Source organism: Kolteria novifilia, from assembly GCA_007748055.1.
Lineage (GTDB): Bacteria > Planctomycetota > Planctomycetia > Kolteriales > Kolteriaceae > Kolteria > Kolteria novifilia.
In genome coordinates this window covers 1261670-1283197 of the sequence record CP036279.1, presented here as the reverse complement: position 1 = coordinate 1283197, position 21528 = coordinate 1261670, and the positions used below count along the sequence as shown (strand labels likewise).

The window sequence follows — 21528 nt, the reverse complement described above, 5'->3', positions numbered from 1 at the left end:
CTATTCGCTGCCGGCCACGAACGGCCCTTTTGATCAATGTCCGCGTCAAAGAAACGCGACGAGTCCACGGATTCGCCTGCGTTTCTTCTCCTTGATCTTGGTCAACATCGCTCGTTCTCGCCTTGGCCCGCTTAAATCGACGGACCGCTAGGCGATGAGTGACTTCAGCAACCTCGACAAGAGTAGTGACAGAAGGATCGTCGAGGCCGTGACGGCGGCGACGCTGATGAACGCCGAGTTGAGGAAGTGGGATGACTCGGAGAAGAGCTTCCAGTCAATGATATCGATAATGCAAAGGCGACCTTTCTCATTCGAGAAGGTGTAGTCCACGAGATGGCCACACACTTGCCATTGCCAGAGAGCGGAGCTGTTTGGCAGTCTTAGGGTCTGACAGTCGAACTCTCCCGTCGTCCGCAGGTCGTCGAACGCGTTGGGCATGAGTTTCAGCAGCTTGTCGGGCGCATCCGGGTTGATGGGGCTAGGTTGTTGCCAGAAGATGACATCGCCATCCAACGTGGTGACGCCGACCGTTCCAAATGGGCGCGTGTCAAAGTTCAATAGCTTCGAGAGATCGACGTCCACGACGAGGTAGCCGATGAATCGGTCCGCGGTCCGCACGAGGGCGAGCACCTTGACGTTCGCGACGCGGGCTCCCGTCTTCTCATCGGTCTGACGGTGATGAAACAGTATGGGCTGAGGATCCGCGCGTGCCCGGAGGCTTCTCGCTTCGTAGACCCAGTCCGGCCTCGATGCGAGGGGTAGGCTTTCACTCACGGCGACATGATCGCCAATACGTCGAAAGCGCCACAGTGATTGAAACCCCTTTCCCGCGTCATTCACCACCAGATTCAGCTCTCGGCACGCAGGCTGGGCTTCGACGAAGCGACGAATCGAGGAGAGATCGCTCGCGTGGCTCTCGCCAGGCTTGGCTTCGAAGAAGACCTCCTTGATGTCATCGAGTTCCATCAGAAAGGCGACCTGTTTCGAGAAGTCGTTCATTCGGTCGCGAACCATGTTGCTTTGGGAGACACGTCGGCTCACGACGAACGACATGGTGACTCGACTGATGGTGTTGCCGAGACTGACGATGAAGATCGCCAAGAGCAGAAGGGTCACGAAGAGGGTAAGGAAGCTGCCCGAGACGAGAGCGCTGAACGTCGGGTGTAGCGTCGAATATCGAGCGAGGCGTCGAGCGATCGGCTCCCGATAGACCGAGATCGGATCCCCGTCTAGCCACGCATTGAGGTCGGAGATGAGTTGGTCGACCTGCTGGTAGCGATCGCTTCTCTTTTTTTGCATCGCCGCGACGCAGATCGCCTCCAGTCCTTGTGGCGTTCGTTTCTCGAAGGCCGAGGGGCGTGGGGTTGGGGCGTTGATGGCCGTGCCAATGACTTGTCGAATCGTCGCCTTGCTGTCGGTGGCATTGGGCGGTCGGCCAGTCAAGATGCTAAAGAGGGTGCCTCCCAATCCGAAGATGTCGGTGCGTTCGTCGATGTCGCCGACGCCACTTGCCTGTTCGGGCGACATCCAAGCGGGCGAGCCGATTCGTGATCCCTGAACCGTGTGGTAGGAGCGCTGGTCGCTTCCGGGCGTGGTGGATTCGGTGAGCGACGACGCGGTGTCCAGTCGCTTGACCAGACCCCAGTCGAGGAGGTGGGTTTCTCCGAAGTCGCCAATCATGATATTCTCGGGTTTCAGATCGCGATGAAGAATTCCCTGGGAATGTGCATACATGACGGCGTCGCAAACACGTACGAGATGTTGGGTGAGCGTGCGAACACCGTCGAGCCATTGTTCGTCGGTCACTTTCTCGGACCGCAGGGTCATGATCTCGCTACCGAGCGTCCGCCCCTGGATCCAACGCATGACGTAGTACGGAGGATATCCGTCTTTCTGGGTTGGCACTCGATAGATCGGCACGATGTTGGGATGCTCGAGCCGTGCGGCGACACAACCCTCGTCGACGAACCGCTGAACGGAACTCGGCTCGCCGAGCATCTCCGGCCTGATCTGCTTCACCAGCACGGTGCGGCCCGTCGGATGCTCGACGGCTTTCCAAAGAAGGCCGAGTCCTCCGATGGCGAAGGGGGTTGGCTCCGAGAGTTGGAAATGCAGCGATGGGTCGGTGCACCAGGCGAGAAACGGCAACTTCTCCCAGAGCAATTGGCGATGGCTGGGGTCCAGTGAATCCATGGAATCGGCGATCAACCGTCGGGAGTCCCACTGGGCTTCCCGAAGGTCGGCATGGACTTTCTCGAGTTGGACAAGGACTTGTCCTCGATCGAAGAGATGAGCGTCGATCAAGTGTTCCGGCAAGGAGGGAGAGAACTCGTTGCTTGGGTACATGCTGGTGGCAACGACGTTGACAATTGCTTCCCCGGCGTCTGGATATTCCCGCAAGAGATGCAACAGGTACAGAATGTCGAAGTCGCCCATGAGGCACTTGTCCAACGTGAGAGTCTGGCGGTACTGGACTCGCTGACGCCATGTCGCGACACTGACGCCTAGCAGTCTGTCGATCTATTCGCTGCCAGCTACATATGGTCCCCTTGGCCGATCTCGGTGTCGTGGACTCCTCGACGAACCCACGGACTCGCCTGCGACTCTTCTCCCTCGATCCCGACCGACACTCCTAGCAGCGCGTTGATCTATTCCCTGCTGGCTTCGAACTGCCTTCCACACTAGTCTCTGCGCCTGGGAAACTCGGTCTTGGTCAACAATGCTCGTTCTCGCCTTGGCCCGCTTGAATCAACGGACTGCTAGGCTTCCCCCGGTTTCGTTGCATGGAACATCCTGCTAGCAAGTGTCGAACGTTGACGTGGTCGTGTTCACGTCCTTCATTCAAACGCCTGCTGGGAAGGCGAGCAAGCAATTTCCATGAGAGTGGATCGACGTGAGTGTCATCGGGAACGCGATGAAAGGTCGGATCGACGACGATGGGTGCGTTCGCGGCGAGCAAGTGTCTTTCGACAACTTCATCGCGGAATGCTCCCCTTTGCATGACGAGAACTGAAGGCCCCGAGGAGTCGTGCCATGACTCGGAACCCGACGCCCACGCGCTAGGTGAGATCTCGGGTTGGACCACGGTACGTCATCGTGATCATCACCGAGCTCATTCGTCTGCGGCTTGACTCACACGGAACAACGGCGTGCCGAGGACCTCATTGAAAGCGTTGGCGCTTATATGAAGGAAACCGCGCCATGACTGGGGAAGGAACGTTAGTTACCGTGGAGAGGCGTGAACATCGACCGCGAGTCAACACGGTGGTTCCCAATCTCAAACGGGTGATTCGCCCATACCTATTGATGCTTGCTCGGTCGTTCGGCTGAAGCTACGATTACCACGGCTCCGCCGGAGTTGGCAGGCCGTTGGTGTAGGCCGGGTACGCCGAGGACGAGCGATTCTCGTCAGGAGTAAGAAGAAGAGGCAGGCGAGTCCGCGGACTCGTCGCGCGACTTCGACGCCGAGGTAGCCGGCAGCGAATAGATCAACGGGTTGCTAGTGGTTCATCTATCCTAGGATTTCGGGTTGGTTGATTGCTTCTGTTCGAGGAAACTTGCTGCTTCCTGGAAAGCACGGAGGTTTCCCAATGAACAAGAAGTACATCGTTCGCCTCACGGAAGAGGAACGCGCAACTTGTCACGCGGTCATCAAGAAGCTCAAAGGCTCCTCCCAGAAGGTTCGACGGGCACAAATGCTCTTGAAGACAGACGCCAACGGTCCGGCGTGGACGGATGAGAGAATTGCCGAGGCTTTTGGTTGTCGTGTCCAGACCGTTGAGAATCTACGCAAACGCCTAGTCACCGAGAGTTTTGCGTTGGCATTGGATGGAATGAGACGCGAGAAGCCACCGACTCCGCCGAAGCTCGACGGGCAGGCCGAAGCAAGACTAATCGCCATGCGTCTGGGAGAGCCGCCCAAGGGATACGGCAAGTGGACGCTGCAACTGCTTGCCGATCAATTGGTTAAACTAGAGGTAGTGGAATCCATTTGTCCCGAGACCGTTCGCAAGACGCTAAAAAAAATCGCATGACCAAGCGTATGATCGACTATTGGGTGATCCCCCCCGAGAACGACGCTGAGTTCGTCGCTTGCATGGAGGAAGTCCTCGAAACCTATGAAAGACCCTACGATGCAGACCATCCGGTCATTTGCATGGACGAGCAACCGGTCCAGCTGATCAAAGAAACAAGGCAGCCGATTGAAGCTGCCAAGGACCATCCCAAGCGAGTCGACTACGAGTATGAACGAAACGGAACGGCGAGCATCTTCATGTTCAGCGAGCCGCTTTCAGGTTTTCGCCAAGCGACGGCCAGGTCGCAACGCACCAAGGTTGATTGGGCGCAAGAGGTCGCGCAACTGCTCGACACTCGCTACGCCGATTGCCAGCAAGTGACGCTGGTTCTCGACAACCTAAACACCCACACCAAGGGAGCGTTCTACGAGTTGTTTGAGCCTGCCGTGGCACGTGCCTATGTCAAGCGAATCACGTTCGTCTACACTCCGAAGCATGGGAGCTGGCTAAACGTCGCCGAATGCGAACTGAGCGCGATGACACGACAGTGTCTGACCGGTCGACGCGTCGGCGAACTCGACGAATTACGAGACGAAATCGGGGCTTGGTCCGATCAGACCAACCAGAAGCAGCGCGGCGTCGACTGGCAACTACAAATCGACGAAGCACGCACCAAACTGGCCCGACTCTACCCAAAAATTAAGAATGGATGATGCACTAGGCTTCGTTTCAAAAGTAGGTCGTCGGCCCGAGGCTCAGCCAATCGGTGCGGGTCGAGGAGGGCGAAGCAGGCGAATCCGCGGGATTCGTCGATGCAGCTCGACAAAGTCCCGTGCCGATGCAGCGAGTCGAAGCCAGAGCCGAGTTTTGAGACGGAGCCTAGTGTTCTTGGGCAAATCAAGAATCCATTTCGTGGGGACAGGTCGCCATGGCCGACACCTGCTCATTGAAGCTCGATATCGATCTGCCAGCCGACTGCGGCGCTCTTCGCCTCTATGGCTTTGAGGGGCGTGAAGCGGTCTCGGAACTCTTCGACTACACTCTCGATCTATGCATGCCGTCTGGTCAAGAGCTCCGTTTCGAGAGCATCCTTGGGCGAGAGGTCACGGTCACCGTCGTCGTCGACGAACAGTCCCCACGCAGAATCTCCGGAATCGTCTCGGAGATTGCGCGCGTCGGATCCAATCCACGATACGTCTTTTATGAAGCGCGCCTTGTTCCCTCGGTGGCCTTGCTCGATGTCGATGTTGGCTATCGTGCGTTCTCCGAGGTGAGTCTCGAGCAGGTCTTCGAGGCATACCTGAAAGAGTACCCCTACCGTTGCGAGTTTCGCGAAGAGCATCTCGCCCAGGACTACACGGTGAAGTATGCCGAGAGTAGCTGGAGTCACCTCGCGCGACTCGCCCGCCAGGAAGGGTGCCACTACTACTTCGCCGACGAGGGCGGCCGTTGCCGACTCGTGTTCGCCGACAACTGGCTCCACGCCCCGCTGGTGTCCGGCGTCGACGAGCTCCCGTCGCGTCTTCAGGGTGTCGAGCCTCATGTGTGGAAATGGAAATCGTCTCAGGAGATCACTCCGTGGAAGGTGCGAAACGACGACTATCACCATGAATCACCCCAAGCCGACCTATCGTTCACCGCGGAGGCGACTCCAAGGATCATGGCCGGCTGCCGACAGACGAGCTTGCGCTACGGAGCGCTTGACGAATGCACGCTCGAGGCGCGAGAATCCTTCGCGCAGCGATACCGAGCCGTCGATCGCCAAGGTCGACAGGATGGTGGCGGGCTCGACGGATTGCTCTCGGAGAAGGAGAGGCAGGCGCGATTCCGCCTCGAGCAGGAAGTGGGGCGAGCGATCAGGGCGCGGGCGCGGACGAACTTCTCCGGCATGCGGCCCGGCTATGGGTTCCAGTTGAGCGATGCCGGGGCCGACTCGGGGCGTTACGTCATCATGTCGATCAAGCACGGAGCAAGAGTCGTGCTTGAGGGATCCGACGGCTGGAAGGCTCGCGCGTACACCTGCAAGTTCACCTGCCGGCCGGCCACGCTTCCTTGGAGACCACGTCCCAAGGTCGATCGGCCACGCTGCCGCGGCGTCGCGACGGGCGACGTTGTGACCTTCGATTCACAAGAGATCTCCTGCGACGACCTTGGTTCGGTCAAGGTCCGGTTTCCTTGGGACAAGGAGCTGGGCATACACTCACCATGGATTCGTCATCGCCAGGCACGCGCGGGCGGAGGGATCGGTGACTTCTTTCTTCCACGAGCGGGTCACGAGGTGGTCGTTGCCTTCGAGGAGGGACACCCGGAGCGGCCGCTCGTCTTGGGATCCCTCTACAGCGCGAGCCGTCTGCCGCCGGAGAGTCGGGAAACCCACCGCCACGTGCAGGGATACTGGGTCCGATCACAAGGGGGAACGCGACAGGAGACCAGTCGCTTCACCTTCGACAACGCCGCCGGACGGGAGAAGGTGACGCTGGCCTCGGCGCGGGACGCGCGGATCACATCCGATGGAGATCTCCAACTCGGCGCTGGCGGCAATCTGTCGCTCAAGATTGGCTACGACGTCGACGACACCGAAATCCCCGCATCCGATGGGGACTCCGGTAGCGGGCAGGGTCACTTCAAGATCAATGTCGCGGGGGAGGCGCTCGAAACGATCGCCGGAGACCGGCATGTCTCCATCGCGGGCAACTTGAACGTGTTGACGAAGGGAGTGGCCTTCCTCTACGGATACCAGACCGTCACCTTTGCCATGGCTTGCCCCGCGGTCTTGGTCAGCCCGGTCGTCACCTACGTCCATGGTTTGGACACGCGTTTGGTACTCGGCGGTGCCCGAATCGAAGTCATCCTTGGCCAGTTCTTCTACACCTTGAGAGTGACCCTCGCCTCATGGGACTGCAGCTACATCAGCTTCCGGTACTTTCCCTACCGTTGCGTGAAGACCAATGAAGAACTCACCTGGTCGGAAGTCAGGACGGGATTCTACCGGCAAGTCCACCGTCACTGGCTCTCAGAGACAGCTCAGGATTGCTCTCGCATCTGGTTGTCGACGCTGTGTATCGCGGCGAAGAATTTGACAAGAAACAGAGGGGCCGTCTATCACAACTAAGCTCCGTCTCAAAAGTCGGCTCTGGCTTCGGCCAGCTACGTCGGCGCGGGACTTTGTCGGGTTGCAACAGGCCCAGCCTTACAAGGCAGCTTGGCGCCCTTGTCCTATCCAGCGGATTCGCCATTGAGTCATGGACGCCAAGACCTTGGCGGTCTTGGCTTCCATTCTCGTCCCGCACCAACTCGCTGAGCCTCGGACCGACGATCTACTCTTCAGACGAATCCTAGGAACTCGATCCAACAGCCCGTAGGTTCAAGCAAACCAAGGTGGTAGCGAAGAATGTTGGTCGAGGCTAAAAGGAGAGGATCGCGAGTGAAGGCGTCGACTTGTCGCGACGTTCGCGAGCATTGCTCGACGCGGAGATTGATCGGAAGAACTGACTTCGGTCAAGGGTTTATCGTAAGAGGGGTTGTTGGGGCGACCAATGACCTGTGTCGTTCAAGGAAGGGGACTTGGGTCATCGCGCGTCCAACGATGTTGTCGGTAGTTCCTTCGCAAGTCGCATGACGCCGAAGTGTGTCACCCTGGGAGGTCGGACTATTGTCTTCGGAAACACGGCTGACGCTCACCGCGCGTTCGCGTGGAGGCGACCAGGAACTGACGGTCTTGTCCCTCCGAGGCGGAGAGCGAGTGTCGGCGTTGTACGAGTACGAACTCGAGGCGTGTGCGCCACGGGATGCCGAAGGGCGGATACGGTCCCTCCTTGGTGAGGACCTCACCGTGGAAATCGCCGTCGAGGGGCAAGAGCCGCGAACGATCGGGGGAATCATCTCGTCCGTGCGCGTCTCGCTTCACGATCGGACCTTCGAGGCCGCCGGAGGGATGTCGGAAGAACATGTTCTCTATGGTTTGACGCTGTCGCCCAACGTCTATCCTCTGTCGCGCAATCGGCGATGCCGGCTCTTTCAGGCGACAAACCTCGCGGGGATTGTCGGCGAGTGCCTGCGCGGCTTCGACTCGACGATCGACTTCGAGGAGGGGAGCTATCCCTACCATCTCGCCGTGCAATACGATGAAAGCGATTGGTCCCACCTAGAGCGCCGACTCACCGAGGAGGGAGCGTACTATTACTTCCTTTCGAAGGGAGACCGCGTCACGGTTTGTCTCGCCGACTCTTCCCCGAAGGCCCCCCTCGCGACAAGCCTTTCCGAGCGGGGACAGCCCGGCGTCCCCAGGCTGCTGCGTTGGAAGGAGAGGCAACGGTTGGTGCCTTACAAGTGTGGCATCGTGGACCGAGACTCGGAGCGGTTTTCGCTCGATGTCGACGCCGAGGCGGAGTTCCGCTCAGTTATCCAGGGTGGTACTCGGCCCGTACGGCTCGATGTTCCGTGCATGAACGAAGCGAGTGTCGGGACGGCCGAGTTTTTGTCTCAGCGATTCACGCGGTTCGGGTTTAGTGGTGCCTTGGGTGAGGCTGCCGAGGACGACCTTGACGCCGAAGCGCGACGTCGCGTCGATGTGCGGTTACAGCAGCGAACGGCCCAAGGGTTTCTGGCGAGAGGGCGAACCGATTGCGCGACGCTGCGGCCCGGCCACGCGGTCGAGATCCGCGATGCCGATGGTAGAGTGGGACGCTACTTCGTGACGTCGATCAAGCAGCGAGTCGAGGCGGCGGCTCCGCTGGCGGGACTGCGGCATCGGGCGTCCGTCTATCGCTGTGACTTCGAGTGCCTGCCGATCGATCTTCCCTATCGGGCCCCGACTCGCGAGCCGGTACCTTTCGTTCCTGGGGTGGAGACGGCAACGGTGGTCGGCATGCCCCAACACGACGTAACCAACAACGAGCATGGTTCGGTCTTGGTTCGATTTCATTGGGACGAACGGCCCGAGGGGATGTCGAGTTGGATTCGCGTGCTGCAGCCCTCTGCCGGGACCCAGTTTGGGCACGCTTGGCTTCCTCGGCAAGGGGACGAAGTCGTGGTGGCCTTCGAGGATGGCGACCCCGATCGTCCTCTCGTTGTCGCCTCTCTCTACAATGACGGGCGGATGCCCGCCGGTGACCGTCGCCGCCACCGCGACCATAGTTCCATCGCCGTCCGTTCCCAGGGTGGGACCAGCGAGAGCGTCAGCCACTGGTTGATCGATGATGCTTCGATGGAAGGAACATCGTATCTCGCGGCGATCAGGGACATGGCATGGACGTCACGCAACGACTGCCTCCTCGAGACCGGGAATGATTGTAGCATCGTCGTCGGCGACCTGTCCGGCATCTCTCGCGAACCGAATCAAACCGGTGCTGTCACCGAAGGAGACGACGGTGCTCCCCAGTACAGCGTCGATGTCTCCGGATCATTCGATAAGGATGTCCTCGGACCACTTCGCAGCTACATCTCCGGCTACTTCACGCTTCGCGTGGATGGGATGACGGAATGGATTGGCTATGGTCCCGTCGTCTTGACGAACTCGTCATTGACGGTCGCGGGGGCCTCTTGGACGCAGATCGACGTCCTGTCCACACGTGTATGCCTCCCGCTCGGTTCCCTACAGATCGTGTGCGGTATCTCTTCGATCCAATACTTGCAAGTTGCCGCGATGATACGGAGTACGCATGGGGGACCGAGGTTCACGCATGCGTACGTGGACATGCTGGTGCATGTCATCGAGTTTGAGAACGGAATCGTCAGGTGCAATATCAATGGAAGGTTTGAATTCGACGTCACTGAAGACTGTTCGAACACAATCGGTCAACAACGACAGCGAGTCGCGGTCGCCACGCAAGAGGCGAGCACCTGCAACCTCGTGTTCGGAAGCAGCGTTCATGAGTAGACGAACTGGCGGAGCGGCCTCGGCATGACGTCGATCGTCGGCGCCGATGCGAACAGCGAAAGCCATCGCCTTCTCTGACAGTCAAGTTCAACGGGCTGTCGAAGGGGCGTTCAAAGGTGAGACGGAAAGCTTGCGGCGAAGGCCGAGGCGAACAGAGGTGGGCGCATCGGTGAAGATGCCGGGTGGCAATGGCTGTTGGTCGGGCAAAGGTAAGAGGTTGGCGGTGAGCCGCCCCGAGGCCGGCGATGGGCGCGGCACGGTGGTTCCGAGGTAGGATCGGTCGAGCGACACATCGAAGCTGGCCGACCTGTTGGTACGATCACTCTCACAGGAGATTTACCGGTGGCCACCACTGATCAGAAGTCGCTTCGCCGACCTCATGTCGCCCTCGAGATCGAATCGCCCATCGCGGGTCTGCGACTCCACGGTGTTCGTGGCCGCGAACGGATCGGGGAGTGCTTTCTCTACCGCTTGGAACTTCATGCCGCGCGAGATCGGAACGTCGACATCGAGGAAATGCTCGCCACCCACGTCACGATCACCCTCGACGTTTCCGGGCAGCCGCCGAAGCGTCTTCAGGGACTCGTTTCGAAAGTGGCTCGTGTCGGTCGGACCTCTGTGAACGAGTGCTTCGAAGCGACTCTCGTTCCCAGGCACTATCTACTGTCGGAGCACGCCCAAGCAGGATACCGAGTCCATCAAGAGCGGACGCTCCAGCAGATTATTGCCGCCGAGTTCGCTGGGTTTTCTTGTCGCGTCGATCAGGTCGGCCCACGTCCCCCGCGCGAGTTCTCCGTGCGCTACGCGGAATCTCCATGGCACTACGTTCAGCGATTGCTCTCCGAGGAAGGTTGCTATTGCTACTTCGATCATCGCGAGGGCAAGACGGAACTGGTTGTCGCGGAATCGTCGCGGCTCGCTCCTCTACTCCCCTCTTGCGATGATCTTCTCTTGGGGAGCCGGCCGGATCGTCCCTCGATCATGTCGTGGGAGGTTCAGCAGTCGCTGGTCCCCGGAAAAGCCAGGGTGTTGGACTACCATTGTGAGAAGTCCGCGGCGATGCTCACCGCGGACGCCTCGGCCCCGGCGTCTATTGGACTCGGATCTGAAGAGGCGATCTTCGGTCAGTCCATCATGGGATCTTGTGAGGTCACCACTCATGAAGAGGTCGCCCATCGATTCATGGGGTTGGGAAAGGGTGGCGGTCCACGTCCGGAAGGTCTCGTCGGCATGGAGGACCAAGTCCAACGGCACGCCAAGATCGATATCGAACGAGAGTGCGCCCGAGCCCTCGAGGCGAAAGGAGTCAGTGACTGCGCCTCGCTGCGTCCCGGCTATTTGTTTCGGCTCACGCAAGCCGGAGGCCACTCAGGCGAATACTTCGTCACCGAAGTCGACCACCGCGTTCGGCTGCCGTTTGAAGCTGACGACGATCGGAGCGCCAAGCCCTACCGCTGCCGGTTTCGAGCGATCCCCAGGGATCTTCCCTACCGAATGACCGTCTCTCGCCCACGGCCGCGGATTCGTGGGGTGATGACCGCCGCGGTCGTCGACGTCGCCGACGTCTCGTCCACAACCACCGATGACGCGCGCGTGAAAGTTGCCCTTCGCTTCGACCGTCGGGAGGATCCCGAGTCGTGCTGGCTACGTGTCGCGCAGCCCTTGGCTGGTCGTGGCCAAGGAGTCGTCGAACTACCTCGTCGCGGCGAAGAAGTCATCGTCACGTTCCTGCGTGGCGATCCCGATCGGCCGGTCGCTATCGGCAGCGTTTACAATGCCTCCCACCTTCCCCCCGTGGCCAGAGAGGCGATGCACGAGACGGAAGGTATCTGGCGGCCATCTCGGCATCGCTCACCGGAGAGGAGGAATCACCTTTCTTTCCGTACGCGTCGCGGAGCGGAGGAAGTAAGCTGGCACACCGATGGTGACATGGCGACATCGACGGAGCGGAACCATGAGATTGCCACCGGTGGCAATCTCGTCCTTCAGGTGGGTTCGACGTCTACCGACGGATCTTCCTCCGCCGAAGCGGGTGGCGATGGAGCGATGGAGGTCGACGAGGTGATGGGCGGCACCGAGTCGGCAGGTGACGGCAACTATCGACTAATGGTGAAGGGAGACTCGAAGTTGAGCGTTGGTGGAGATTCCAACATCACCGTGCATGGAACGGCATGTCTTGAAGCCGAGCGTCCCGTCCTGTGTCAGTTTCTCATGCCTACCGTCGCCATGCTTCCTTCGAGCCTTACCAGCGTCGCGGGCAATGCTCTGTTCGCCCATGGAGCGTCGGTTGGGGTGCATCTTCCCTTGGGGTGGGTGGCGTCGGGCAAGTTGGATGTAACCGTCGCGGCGTGTGACCTCGAACTCAACGTCACGGCGTACGATGTGAAGAACTTCAACGGCGTTGCTTGCTGCATCACTAGCACAGAGACAGCCAACGGCAATGTCAGCTATGGTGCCCTATGTGCGGAAAGTAAGTTCGTGAGCGACTGCAAAAGTCATCTCCAGCGCAAAATGATAGCGTCGTTCTATCGACAGCAGCATGAATCGCTGACACTCGACCAGAACACCGTCGCGGGCGCCCACGCCGCTCAGGGAGCCAGTTACCAACAGTGATCGCGAGCACGAAGGGTCGAGTCGTCGTCCACGAGAGTTGCTCGCGCCGCGATACGTTCGATCGGCACGTTCCGTGGAGCACCATTCGCGGACGACTCGTCCCGCTCCGGAGGCGGTCGTCATGGGCTGGTGAACGACGCGGACCAAGACGAGTACGAGCCATCGCGACCCGGATCAGCGCGGAGAGGCACGATCAACGTGTGGAGTCGTCGAGGGTTGTCGAGAGTATTCCGGAGGCCCGTTCGCAACCGGGCTCCCACCGCTCGGCGGATTGTGGAGAAAGGACGCCAAGTTGAAAGATCTTGAACCGGCGATTGACCACTACGTCTCCGCCTCCGAGTTGACCGAACGCGAGTTCACGAAGCTGAGTCCACCGGCGGTGGCGATGGTGAAGGAAGGCCAGAGCTGTGGCGAGTTGATCGAACAGCTTCTCCACGCCCAACTGCTGGAGGACGCTCTCGAATTCATCGGCCACGCGTTGCCGGTCCGCCATTCGATTTGGTGGGGATGCTGCTGTATCGCGGACGTTACTCCTCCGGCATCGATGAACGAAAGGGACCGCAAAGCCTTCTCGGCGACGTTCCGCTGGGTCGTCGAACCGACCGAACTCCACCGGGAGTATGTTCATCGCTTGACCCGGATTGTCGGCACCATTTCGGCGCCGGTGATGCTTGCTCGGGCCGCCGGATTTCCGAGCATGCCGCTCCCCGAACCGCTTATCTCGCTCAAGCGGGAATTCAGGAAAGAGGGAGCGATCTCCGCGGTCAACCTCGCCACTCTCGAAGGGGAGGAGGTCGATCTCGTCCAGCGACGATTCATCAAGATCGGACTCGATGTCTCGCAAGGCAAGATCGTATGGAAGAAGCCGACCACCGGAGTCGAACACGAGTGATTACGAGTAGAGACACGAGTCGGATCAATTAGCGGAAGATGCCATGGACTCTCTTCAAAACTACATCGACACCATCGAGCGCATCGAGAAGATGAAAATCGCAATGTCGCGGATGCTGAGGCCGGATCAGTTGGCCGACGCGACGGGCGAATTGGACAAGATGATCGACAACATGGTCGATGGCCTTAAGAAAGCCGAGATTCCCGACCTGGATCCGACGGCCGTCGAGAAGTTGCGGGAGTCCGAGGAAGGGCGAGACGCGCTCAAGCAAATGGAGGAACTCAAGAAACTCTCCGCGCTCGCGAGGGAAGATAAGCTTCCCAAGGATATTACCAAGGCGCAGATCGAACCATGGGTCAAGTCGGAGAACTGGTTGGCGTTTGGCTTGAAGCCGAAGGATGCCCCGGCGTTGGAGCACGAGGAACCGGGCGATGCCGAGTTCGTCGATTGGGCCTACTCGAACTGGTTGTCGGCCGAGCAGATCGAGCGGGAACTCGCCCCTGCCGTGTCGACCCCGTCGAGTCAGCGGCCCACGTGGGCGAGTTCGCAGCATCTGGCCGTCGCGCCGAGCGACGAATCCGCGCGCGATCACGATCGGGACCAAAGCCCCGACACCGGAGCCCCGCAGCCGAGGGACGCGACGAGTGGTTCGTTCTCGGAATGGGCCAACACCCAACCCGACGGTACCGCCGATGCGAAGCCCGATCCCGAACGCTCGTTCATGAAGTGGATCTCGTCAGTCATTCGGCGAACTTAGCAACCGGTAGATCGAATCGCTTCCGGCCACGAACGGCCCAGCGTCACGAAGGCGTGGGCCGGTCATCGTAGACGGATTCTCTCAGGGGGGGCGTTCTCGCCTCTCTAACTTCGTTCGAGAACAACGCGTTCCAGATTCTCGACGACGCTCTCTTCTCCTGCACTTTAGGCAAAAGCCTCTCTGGCCTGCCATCGTCCTAGCTGGCCAGGGCGAGGAGGTGCTCGAATCGCAGGCGGATCTTGGGATGGTCGGGGCCGGAGGCTAGATCGGCCCATAGTGCGTCACGTAGCATGTCGCGGGCAATCCGGCGCCGGCGATCGGCATGCGATGGCCGACGACCGGGATTGTCCCACGGCCGATCATCACGGTCGACCAATTGCTCGGCAGGCGCGTCCCAGCACTCCAGTTCCACCATCGCGTAGAGCCAACCGCACAGGTTCCAGCAGCCGATGTTCGAGTCCAGATTGCGCACCTGTTGCTGGCCGGCGCCCAAGACCTCTTTGACGTCGTGGAAGTGCTCTTCGATACTCCAGCGGCCCGAAACGATCTTCAAGGTCATCCCGATACCCATGTCGGCGTCGCTGGTGGCGTAAGCCGCCCAACTGCCATGGGCATGTCTCATGCAATATCACGCGGACGCTGCCACCAAAGACCTCGCTCGTCGTGACGAACGTCTTGCAACGATCCTCGGCCATCACGCCCCGGGCTTTACCCCTCCGCGCCCCGGTGGTTCACTTCCTGCTTCCATCCCGTCTAGTGACGCGCACGGCAGGCGCTGGCCCGCCCTACGCTTGAAGCCCCACCCTACGCGCCGATGCTGATGGTGAACTGGTGATCGTAGGTCTCGTCGAGCGTCGGTTCGGTCAGGTCCAGCGGGTTGCCCGCCACGTCCAACACGAGCGAGATATTCGCCAAGTCGATGCCAACGATGCCGTCGACCGTCGCCAAGTCTCCGCCCGTCACCGTCAGTTCGTAGATCATGCCGTCGCTGCCAATGACCTCGACGACGTTCACCACCGTCGCGGTCGTTCCGGTGACAACGAACAGCGAAGGATCGACCCCGATCACCGTTTCCGAGAACGCTGCCCGGAAGACCAAGGTGTTGACGGTGGTGTCCTCGCTCAGCGGGTTGAAACGAGTGAACGATTCGACCACCGGCATCGTCGTGTCGAACTTGACGATGAAGTCCGGCGACATCGCGGAGGTTCCGAGCGTGTTCGATTGCTGGGCGGTGAAGATGTGATCCCCCTCGGGCAGAATGCTGAAGCTGTCGAACGTCCAGAATCCTCCCGTGTCGGCGATCGTCGTTCCCTGCGAAAAGCCGTCGAAGAAGATCTCGACCGTCGCCCCAGGTTCCGCGATGCCGGTGAGCTCGCCCGAAGTATCGCTGGTGACCCGATCACCAGGGTCGAATCCCGTGTCGACCAAGTAGTCCTCGATCAACGGCGTGGGAAGCGTCGGCGGTGACGGGGGCACCACGGGAGGCGACGGCGGCACCACCGGCGGAGAAGGAGGAACGACCGGAGGCGAGGGAGGGACCACCGGAGGAACCACCGGGGGGGCCGGGGGAGGTGGCACCGGGGTCGGGTCAACCACAGTGACCGCGAAGGGCTGCGACTCCGCGGAGACATTGCCGGCCAGGTCGATCGCTCGGGCCGACAAGAGATAGTCGTCCGGCTCGAGCGCCAGCGCCGTGTTGTCGAACGACCACGTCCCGGCTTCATCGACTTGGGCGAGCCCAAGCAGCACGCCGTCGAGCAGCACCTCGACACGGGTGTCGAGCTCGGTGTTGCCGAAGATGATCAACGTCTGGTCGGTGGTGATGCCGTCGAAGCCCGAATCGCCATCGTCGTCGGCGATCCCGTTGATCGCGGGGGCGTCGGGAGCGACGGTGTCGATCGTGATCGGGAAGACGGCCGATCGTGGGAAGGCGTCGAGGATCAGCGGCGACGCCTGGGCGGTGAGGGTGTACGTGCCGTCGGCGATCGGACTATTGCCGAGATCGATGCTCCAATCCCCGTTCGCGTCGGCGACGGTCTCCGCGAGAAACGTCTCGTCGAGCAGGAGCTGCACGGGGCTTCCCGGATCGGCGACGCCAATGACGATGGGGGTGGGGTCGTTGGTGATGCCGTCGCTATCGGAGATGCCGGTGTCCTCGACGATCGCGGTGATGTCCGGAGCGGAGGGGATCACGACGTCGACGGTATCGACCAGCGGGATCGCCGGACCATCGCCATAGTTGAACGTGGGCAGTTCGGCCTCGCCCGTCGAGAGGGTGTTGCGTAGGAACCAGGTGCCGTCGGTGGAGACGCCGCCGATCCCGTCGATGCCATCGCCGTTCCAGTCGCCGACGACCTCGGTGAAGGAGCGACGTCCGAACTCGAAGGGGCCGATGTCGGGCACGCCGCCGGAGACGCTGTTTCGCAACTGCCATCCAAGCCCGTAGAGGCCGTCCCGATTGATGTCGGCGTTGAAGGTCACCACCCCGATGCTGTCGCGGCCATCGCCGTCCCAGTCTCCCACCACGGCGTTGCCGTCGGCGCAGCCATACTCGAACGGGGTGATGTCGGGAGCACCCGGTCCGATCTCGTTGCGGACGTACCATCCCAGTGTCAGGTTGCCATTGCCGCTAAAATCGACGCCGCGTTCGACGACCGCGATCGTGTCGATGCCGTCGCCGTCCCAGTCGCCGACCATCGCGGCCCAGTCGGCCGATCCGTACTCGAAGGGGGCGATGTCGGGAGCGCCCGGCGTGTTGGAATTGCGAAGGAAGAAGGCCAAGCCGGCCACACCATCGCCGTCGAGATCCATGCCCGAGTAGACGGCTCCGATCGTCTCGACCCCGTCACCATCCCAGTCACCGACGATCGGCTTGGACCCCGCGGGCCCATACTCGAAGGGCTCAATCATCGGCGTGCCGCCGGTGAGACCATCGTCGAAGAACCACGCCAACTCGGCCACGCCATCGCCGGAAACATCGTGCTCGTAGGTCACCACGGCCGAGACGTTGCGAACAAACTCTTGCTGGGCCCCGACACCGTCGGCAAGGGTGAAGGTCGCCGGGACGGCCCGTTCCTCCAACGACTCGACCCGAGGCTCACGACCCGTGCGGTCCTTGGATGATGTCGGCCCGAGGAATCGTCGCAGACGCGACCAGGGCGTGCGCCAGGCGGAAGGCGAAGGGAGTGGCATACCGGGGGTCCTCATCGAACGCGTGTCTTGGTCGTCCGGCGGTGATCCTTCCCGCCGGGGTAGGCCTTCGAGTCAACTCATCGGCCGCTGGCATCTCACAAGCGAAGAAGAACCGCTTCCGGTCAACGCTTTGGCCGAATTCGCGGTCCATCCATCAGACTTCTAGGGTTCGTGAACGTTGTGCACGAAATGATGATGGACTCTCGGCGTGGCGGAATCGCGCTTAGAGACGACTCCCACCACTCCAACCTAACGCCCCCGACGCATCCTGCAATGCGAAAATGATGCAGCCAGGGTCGCGAGGCGGGCGGAGGATGAGCCGAAAACTCCCCGCGGTTGAGGTCAACAGGCTGGCGTTCGATCACAAATCAAATCTCGGCGGGACGTAACAAACTTCGGTGGCGCGGTGCGTGGATCGCGGTAGGAGAACGGGTCCATCGACCCAAATAGTAGGGGAAGGTGGACGGGAAAGGGAGTACCGATGAGACCTGCTCGCAACGACACTCCCTCTCCGGAACGCTCCGTCGCGGCAAGTGGACCCGGGCCGGATTGACCCTTGTCCTTCCCTACCGCGACGGCGAACATCGGTTCCCTGAGAAAGCAGCGAGATGCTACCCCGTGCCCCAGTTGGACATCGATCTGAGTAACCGCCGCTCCGGTCGCCAACGTCGAGCGTTGTCTATCTGAGACCCGCTAGCAGTCCGTTGGTTCAAGTGGGCCAACGCGAGAACGATCAATGTTGGCCAAGATCAAGGAGAGGAAACGCAGGCGAATCCGCGAACTCGCCGAATTGTTTCAACGCCGAGATTGGTCACGAGAGCCGTCCTTAGCCTTCAGCGAGTCGATCCACCCGCTGCTAAACACGGCAGCAGCGAAGTACACATGCTCCCGCGCACGCCGCCCAGCACCAGTAATTGGTGCCACAACGAATGCATCCCGGCGCGCATCTCCGCAGACACGACCAGTTGCAGCTCGGTCGATAGGCTTCCATGAGCACGTTCTCACTCTCCACCGTCACCGAGCAGGTCGACGGATTGAGCACGTCCTCGCATTTCATGAGCAGGATGACCGAGAAGTATTCCGAGCCATTGTGGCTCACGCTGAACCGCACCCGGATGGAGACTTCCGGCGGGAATGGATCGACTTCTCTGATCTCCCAACAGAGTTTCAAGGGAATGCCAAAGATGGGAACCGTGACGCATCCCTTCTTCCCATCCGCAGTTCCTGTCGCGACCGTCGGTTGCCCCTCGATCAGCCAGATCTGCTGCGTGCTGAACTCCTGGGTCATCTCGGCGGCGGCACTCGCTTGGAGCGAAGTCAAAGCCGCGAGGTCGAACTGATGAATCATCGGATCGCTTGATTCGTGACCACATCCACAAGACATGTCCCGTCTCCCGATACGAACGTTCCTCGAAGTCACGGATCCGCGTTCGTGCCAAACGAACAAACGTACGGGCGCACCGGTGACGGTGATCCGTCGTTTGGGATCCACTTGCCGCGAGGTTCGTTCGGTTCTGATTGGCCTTCGTCACTTCCACCTGCTGGCGACGGGAACGGAGGACATCGGCCGACGAAAATTTTCGAGCGATTCTGAGCAAGCCGAACGGGACCGTTGGAAGTCCGTTCGTCCAAGCCAGCCGTTCATCGACCGATGCGAGGATCGCAGTGCTTCGTGACGTGAGCGCATCAACCAAGGAACAGCCATCGGTTCCAGCGAGAACGAGAAGCTGGCCCCCGGAGCTTACGTTGGCTCCTACCGCTCGAAGACCAGGTAGTAGTTCTCCTCGAATGTCGGGATCGACGCTTCCTTGACGAAGTGAAAGCCGGCCTTCTCGACTTCCTCACGGAAGACTTCCTTGCCGGCGCGGACGTGACCGAGGAGCCACTCGCGCGATTTGCCGGGGATCCGCTCGAAGTCGATCACCACGAGCTTGCCGCCCGGAACGAGCGCTTCGTGAATCGAGGCGAGCGACTGATCGGGATACTCGAAGTGGTGGTAGACATCGCACACGAACGCGACGTCAATCGAACCGGGAGGCAGCCGAACGTCGTCCTGACCGCAGAGCACCGGCGTCACGTTCTGGAGATGGAGGATGTCGATGATCTTGCCGTAGCGTTCGACGAACCGGGGGACGATATCGACCGCGTAGACCCATCCCTTCTCGCCCACCGCTCGGGAGAAGGGCGCGACGAAGAGCCCCGTCCCGGCACCGATGTCCCCGATCCGCTGGCCGGGCGACAAGTTCAGCTCCTTGAGGATCTCGTCCTTCGCTTGGACGATCTCGCGACTCTCGACCTCGAATCGTTCGATCCACTCCTCGACTTCGAGCTTTGGATCGAGGAAGGGTTTGTTGATCCCCGGCTTGACGCTCTGGCGGGTGACGGGCGCGGCGGTCTCTTGAGCGATGATCGGGGAGACCAGCACCGTCGCGGCCAGCAGGAACCACAAGAACGTTCGCATCGTGAAGGTCCTGAATTCGGAAAGTTCGAACGACACTACTTTATCGTTTTGGCGTCCGTTTCGTCGTTGCGAACCCGGATCCAGTGATCGTGAAAGGTCAGCCCGGGGTGAATCTCGACGGGCGGCAAATGGCAGGAGACACAGTCGCCGACGGGGACCTTGGGACACCCCTTGGTGGTGTCGGGCTCATGACAGTTCATGCAGACGCGGTTGTAGACGACACGGTCGGTCGAAACCGGTCCGTGCGGGTCGTGACAGGCGCTACAGGAAATTCCGCCCGGCGTCTTCTGAAAGCACTCGCTCCGCTTGAGGCCGAAGGGCTGAAAGCGAACGTTCTTCAGCGCGGCCGCGTCGCCAAGCACATCCTTCTCCCCCCGATGGCACTCGGCGCAGCCGTCAACCAGCGTCTCGGCGTCCGGAAAGCGAATCGGGGTCGGCGCCTCGAAGGCCTTTCCCCGCCGCGCGGCGTCAACGTGGGCCCGGCTGGGGCCATGGCAGCGTTCACAGCCGATGTTGGCGATGATCGTCTCGGGCGTCAATTCTCGATCTTCGGGCAGGAAGGTCGCGTGACAACCGAGACAGTCGCACATCTCCTTCCAGGTGAAGACGCGGCCGAAGTACTCCGCGGGCTGCGAGACATCCTCGGAGCGATAGAGTTGCTGGCCCGGCGTCACTCCCATCGCGTCGGACTCGGCATACCACGTCATGCGGTGCTCGAGCCCGGTGCCGAACTGGCGGGAGAGGGAGACCGGGGTCTGAGCGTGAATCCCCGAGCCGAGGAGCCAGTCGACGGCGAGGCCCTCGGCGCCGAAGAACTCCGGGATGGTGACGGTGAAGGTCCCATCGACGAGCGTGAAGTCGTAGGCGTAGCCGCGCTGCGGGTCGCGCACGGCGTTGCCGCTCAATCGCTGGGCGAGATCGCTCGCGGGCATGGGCAGGAGGGTGGACGCATGGCCCGATTGCCGATGGGCTTCGAACTCGCGCGCGTGGCACGCTTTGCACGACGCGTCCCCCGCGAAGTCCTCGATGGAGAGGTGCGTGGAGGAGCGTCGCTCGTCACGATTGGCTTGTGTCCTCCCCGGCCCGTCCATCGGCCAGAGGATGACCACGCCGACGAGCATCACCACCGCTAGCGTGGCGAGACCAACGACGACGCCGAAGGGAAGCCGGCCATGACGAGGACTCGCCGCGAAGAGATTCGCCATGCCTTGTGCTCTGTTCCAACTTGAAGTTGGTGTTGGCGCCACCCCAACCCTTTGACACTGGTTGACAAGCGGCCAGTGGCCCCCCAAGACTTTGATGGACCAGTGAATTAGTCCAGCATGGGAATGTGAACGATCGACATCGCCAGCGTTCGGGTGTCGTCCTTGAGCTTGGCGTTGTCGGTACCCTCGAGGGCGGACAGGAAGTTCTGAGTGTTCTTCTTGACGACCTCGACCTTCTCGCCAGCATGTTGCTGGTACCAGTCGGGAACCGGGTTGTCGAGAAAGGCCTTGGCGACCTCCTCGATCTTCGTCTTGCTCTTGCGAGCGCCGCCGTCGCCGCTGCCTTGCAGGATCATCGGCGCGTAGGTCAGGACCATCTCGTTGAGGGCCTTCAACTCCGGCCAAGGCTCTTGAGGGGTTGGTACGTGCGTATTGGTCGGCGATGAACTACCGCAACCGAGCACGAGGGAACACAACAACGGCAACAAAGCGACCGCTCGTCGCATTGGCGAAA

At 60.8% G+C, this 21528-nt stretch carries 14 protein-coding genes; 7 read left to right on the top strand and 7 right to left on the bottom strand.

Annotation, left to right across the window (positions count from 1 at the left end; genetic code table 11):
* Positions 1-147 precede the first annotated feature (147 nt).
* Complete coding sequence (locus Pan216_RS04680) at positions 148-2436, bottom strand: serine/threonine protein kinase (protein WP_145255509.1); 2289 nt, start codon at positions 2434-2436, stop codon at positions 148-150.
* 1154 nt (positions 2437-3590) lie between these two features.
* Here Pan216_RS04680 and Pan216_RS04675 point away from each other — a divergent pair.
* The 7 genes from Pan216_RS04675 to Pan216_RS04645 all read left to right on the top strand — a co-directional run bounded on the left by Pan216_RS04675 (position 3591) and on the right by Pan216_RS04645 (position 14156).
* The gene (locus Pan216_RS04675; RefSeq protein ID WP_145254025.1) at positions 3591-4034 is read left to right on the top strand and encodes a helix-turn-helix domain-containing protein; all 444 of its coding nucleotides are present in this window, start codon (positions 3591-3593) and stop codon (positions 4032-4034) included.
* Positions 4031-4729, top strand: coding sequence for an IS630 family transposase (locus tag Pan216_RS04670; protein WP_145254028.1), 699 nt, complete (start codon positions 4031-4033; stop codon positions 4727-4729). Before Pan216_RS04675 ends, Pan216_RS04670 begins: the two co-directional genes overlap by 4 nt.
* 215 nt (positions 4730-4944) lie before the next feature.
* Complete coding sequence (locus tag Pan216_RS04665) at positions 4945-7128, top strand: type VI secretion system Vgr family protein (protein ID WP_145255506.1); 2184 nt, start codon at positions 4945-4947, stop codon at positions 7126-7128.
* Between the two features lie 540 nt (positions 7129-7668).
* On the top strand, positions 7669-9894 hold the full coding sequence (locus Pan216_RS04660) for a type VI secretion system Vgr family protein (RefSeq protein ID WP_419193259.1): 2226 nt from the start codon (positions 7669-7671) through the stop codon (positions 9892-9894).
* Between the two features lie 342 nt (positions 9895-10236).
* Positions 10237-12507 carry a type VI secretion system Vgr family protein gene (locus Pan216_RS04655; RefSeq protein ID WP_419193258.1) on the top strand — a complete coding sequence of 757 codons (2271 nt, stop codon included), beginning with the start codon at positions 10237-10239 and terminating at the stop codon, positions 12505-12507.
* A 292-nt stretch (positions 12508-12799) separates the two neighbouring features.
* Entirely contained in the window at positions 12800-13399 is a 600-nt protein-coding gene (locus tag Pan216_RS04650; protein WP_145255497.1) for a DUF6931 family protein, read from the top strand.
* Positions 13400-13442: 43 nt separating this feature from the next.
* Entirely contained in the window at positions 13443-14156 is a 714-nt protein-coding gene (locus Pan216_RS04645; protein WP_145255494.1) for a hypothetical protein, read from the top strand.
* 196 nt (positions 14157-14352) lie between these two features.
* On the opposite strand, the gene Pan216_RS04640 is transcribed toward Pan216_RS04645, so the two are convergent.
* The 6 genes from Pan216_RS04640 to Pan216_RS04615 all read right to left on the bottom strand — a co-directional run bounded on the left by Pan216_RS04640 (position 14353) and on the right by Pan216_RS04615 (position 21520).
* Complete coding sequence (locus Pan216_RS04640) at positions 14353-14778, bottom strand: hypothetical protein (protein WP_145255490.1); 426 nt, start codon at positions 14776-14778, stop codon at positions 14353-14355.
* A gap of 182 nt (positions 14779-14960) precedes the next feature.
* Positions 14961-17348 carry an Ig-like domain-containing protein gene (locus Pan216_RS04635; protein ID WP_145255487.1) on the bottom strand — a complete coding sequence of 796 codons (2388 nt, stop codon included), beginning with the start codon at positions 17346-17348 and terminating at the stop codon, positions 14961-14963.
* 856 nt (positions 17349-18204) lie between these two features.
* Entirely contained in the window at positions 18205-18732 is a 528-nt protein-coding gene (locus Pan216_RS04630) for a hypothetical protein (protein ID WP_145255484.1), read from the bottom strand.
* 369 nt (positions 18733-19101) lie between these two features.
* A complete protein-coding gene (locus Pan216_RS04625; protein ID WP_145255482.1) occupies positions 19102-19809 on the bottom strand; it encodes a class I SAM-dependent methyltransferase in 708 nt (235 codons plus the stop codon).
* A 35-nt stretch (positions 19810-19844) separates the two neighbouring features.
* Positions 19845-21014, bottom strand: coding sequence for a multiheme c-type cytochrome (locus Pan216_RS04620; protein ID WP_145255479.1), 1170 nt, complete (start codon positions 21012-21014; stop codon positions 19845-19847).
* A gap of 107 nt (positions 21015-21121) precedes the next feature.
* Positions 21122-21520 (bottom strand): hypothetical protein, encoded by a 399-nt coding sequence (locus Pan216_RS04615; RefSeq protein WP_145255477.1) that lies wholly within the window; start codon positions 21518-21520, stop codon positions 21122-21124.
* Between the last annotated feature and the right edge of the window lie 8 nt (positions 21521-21528).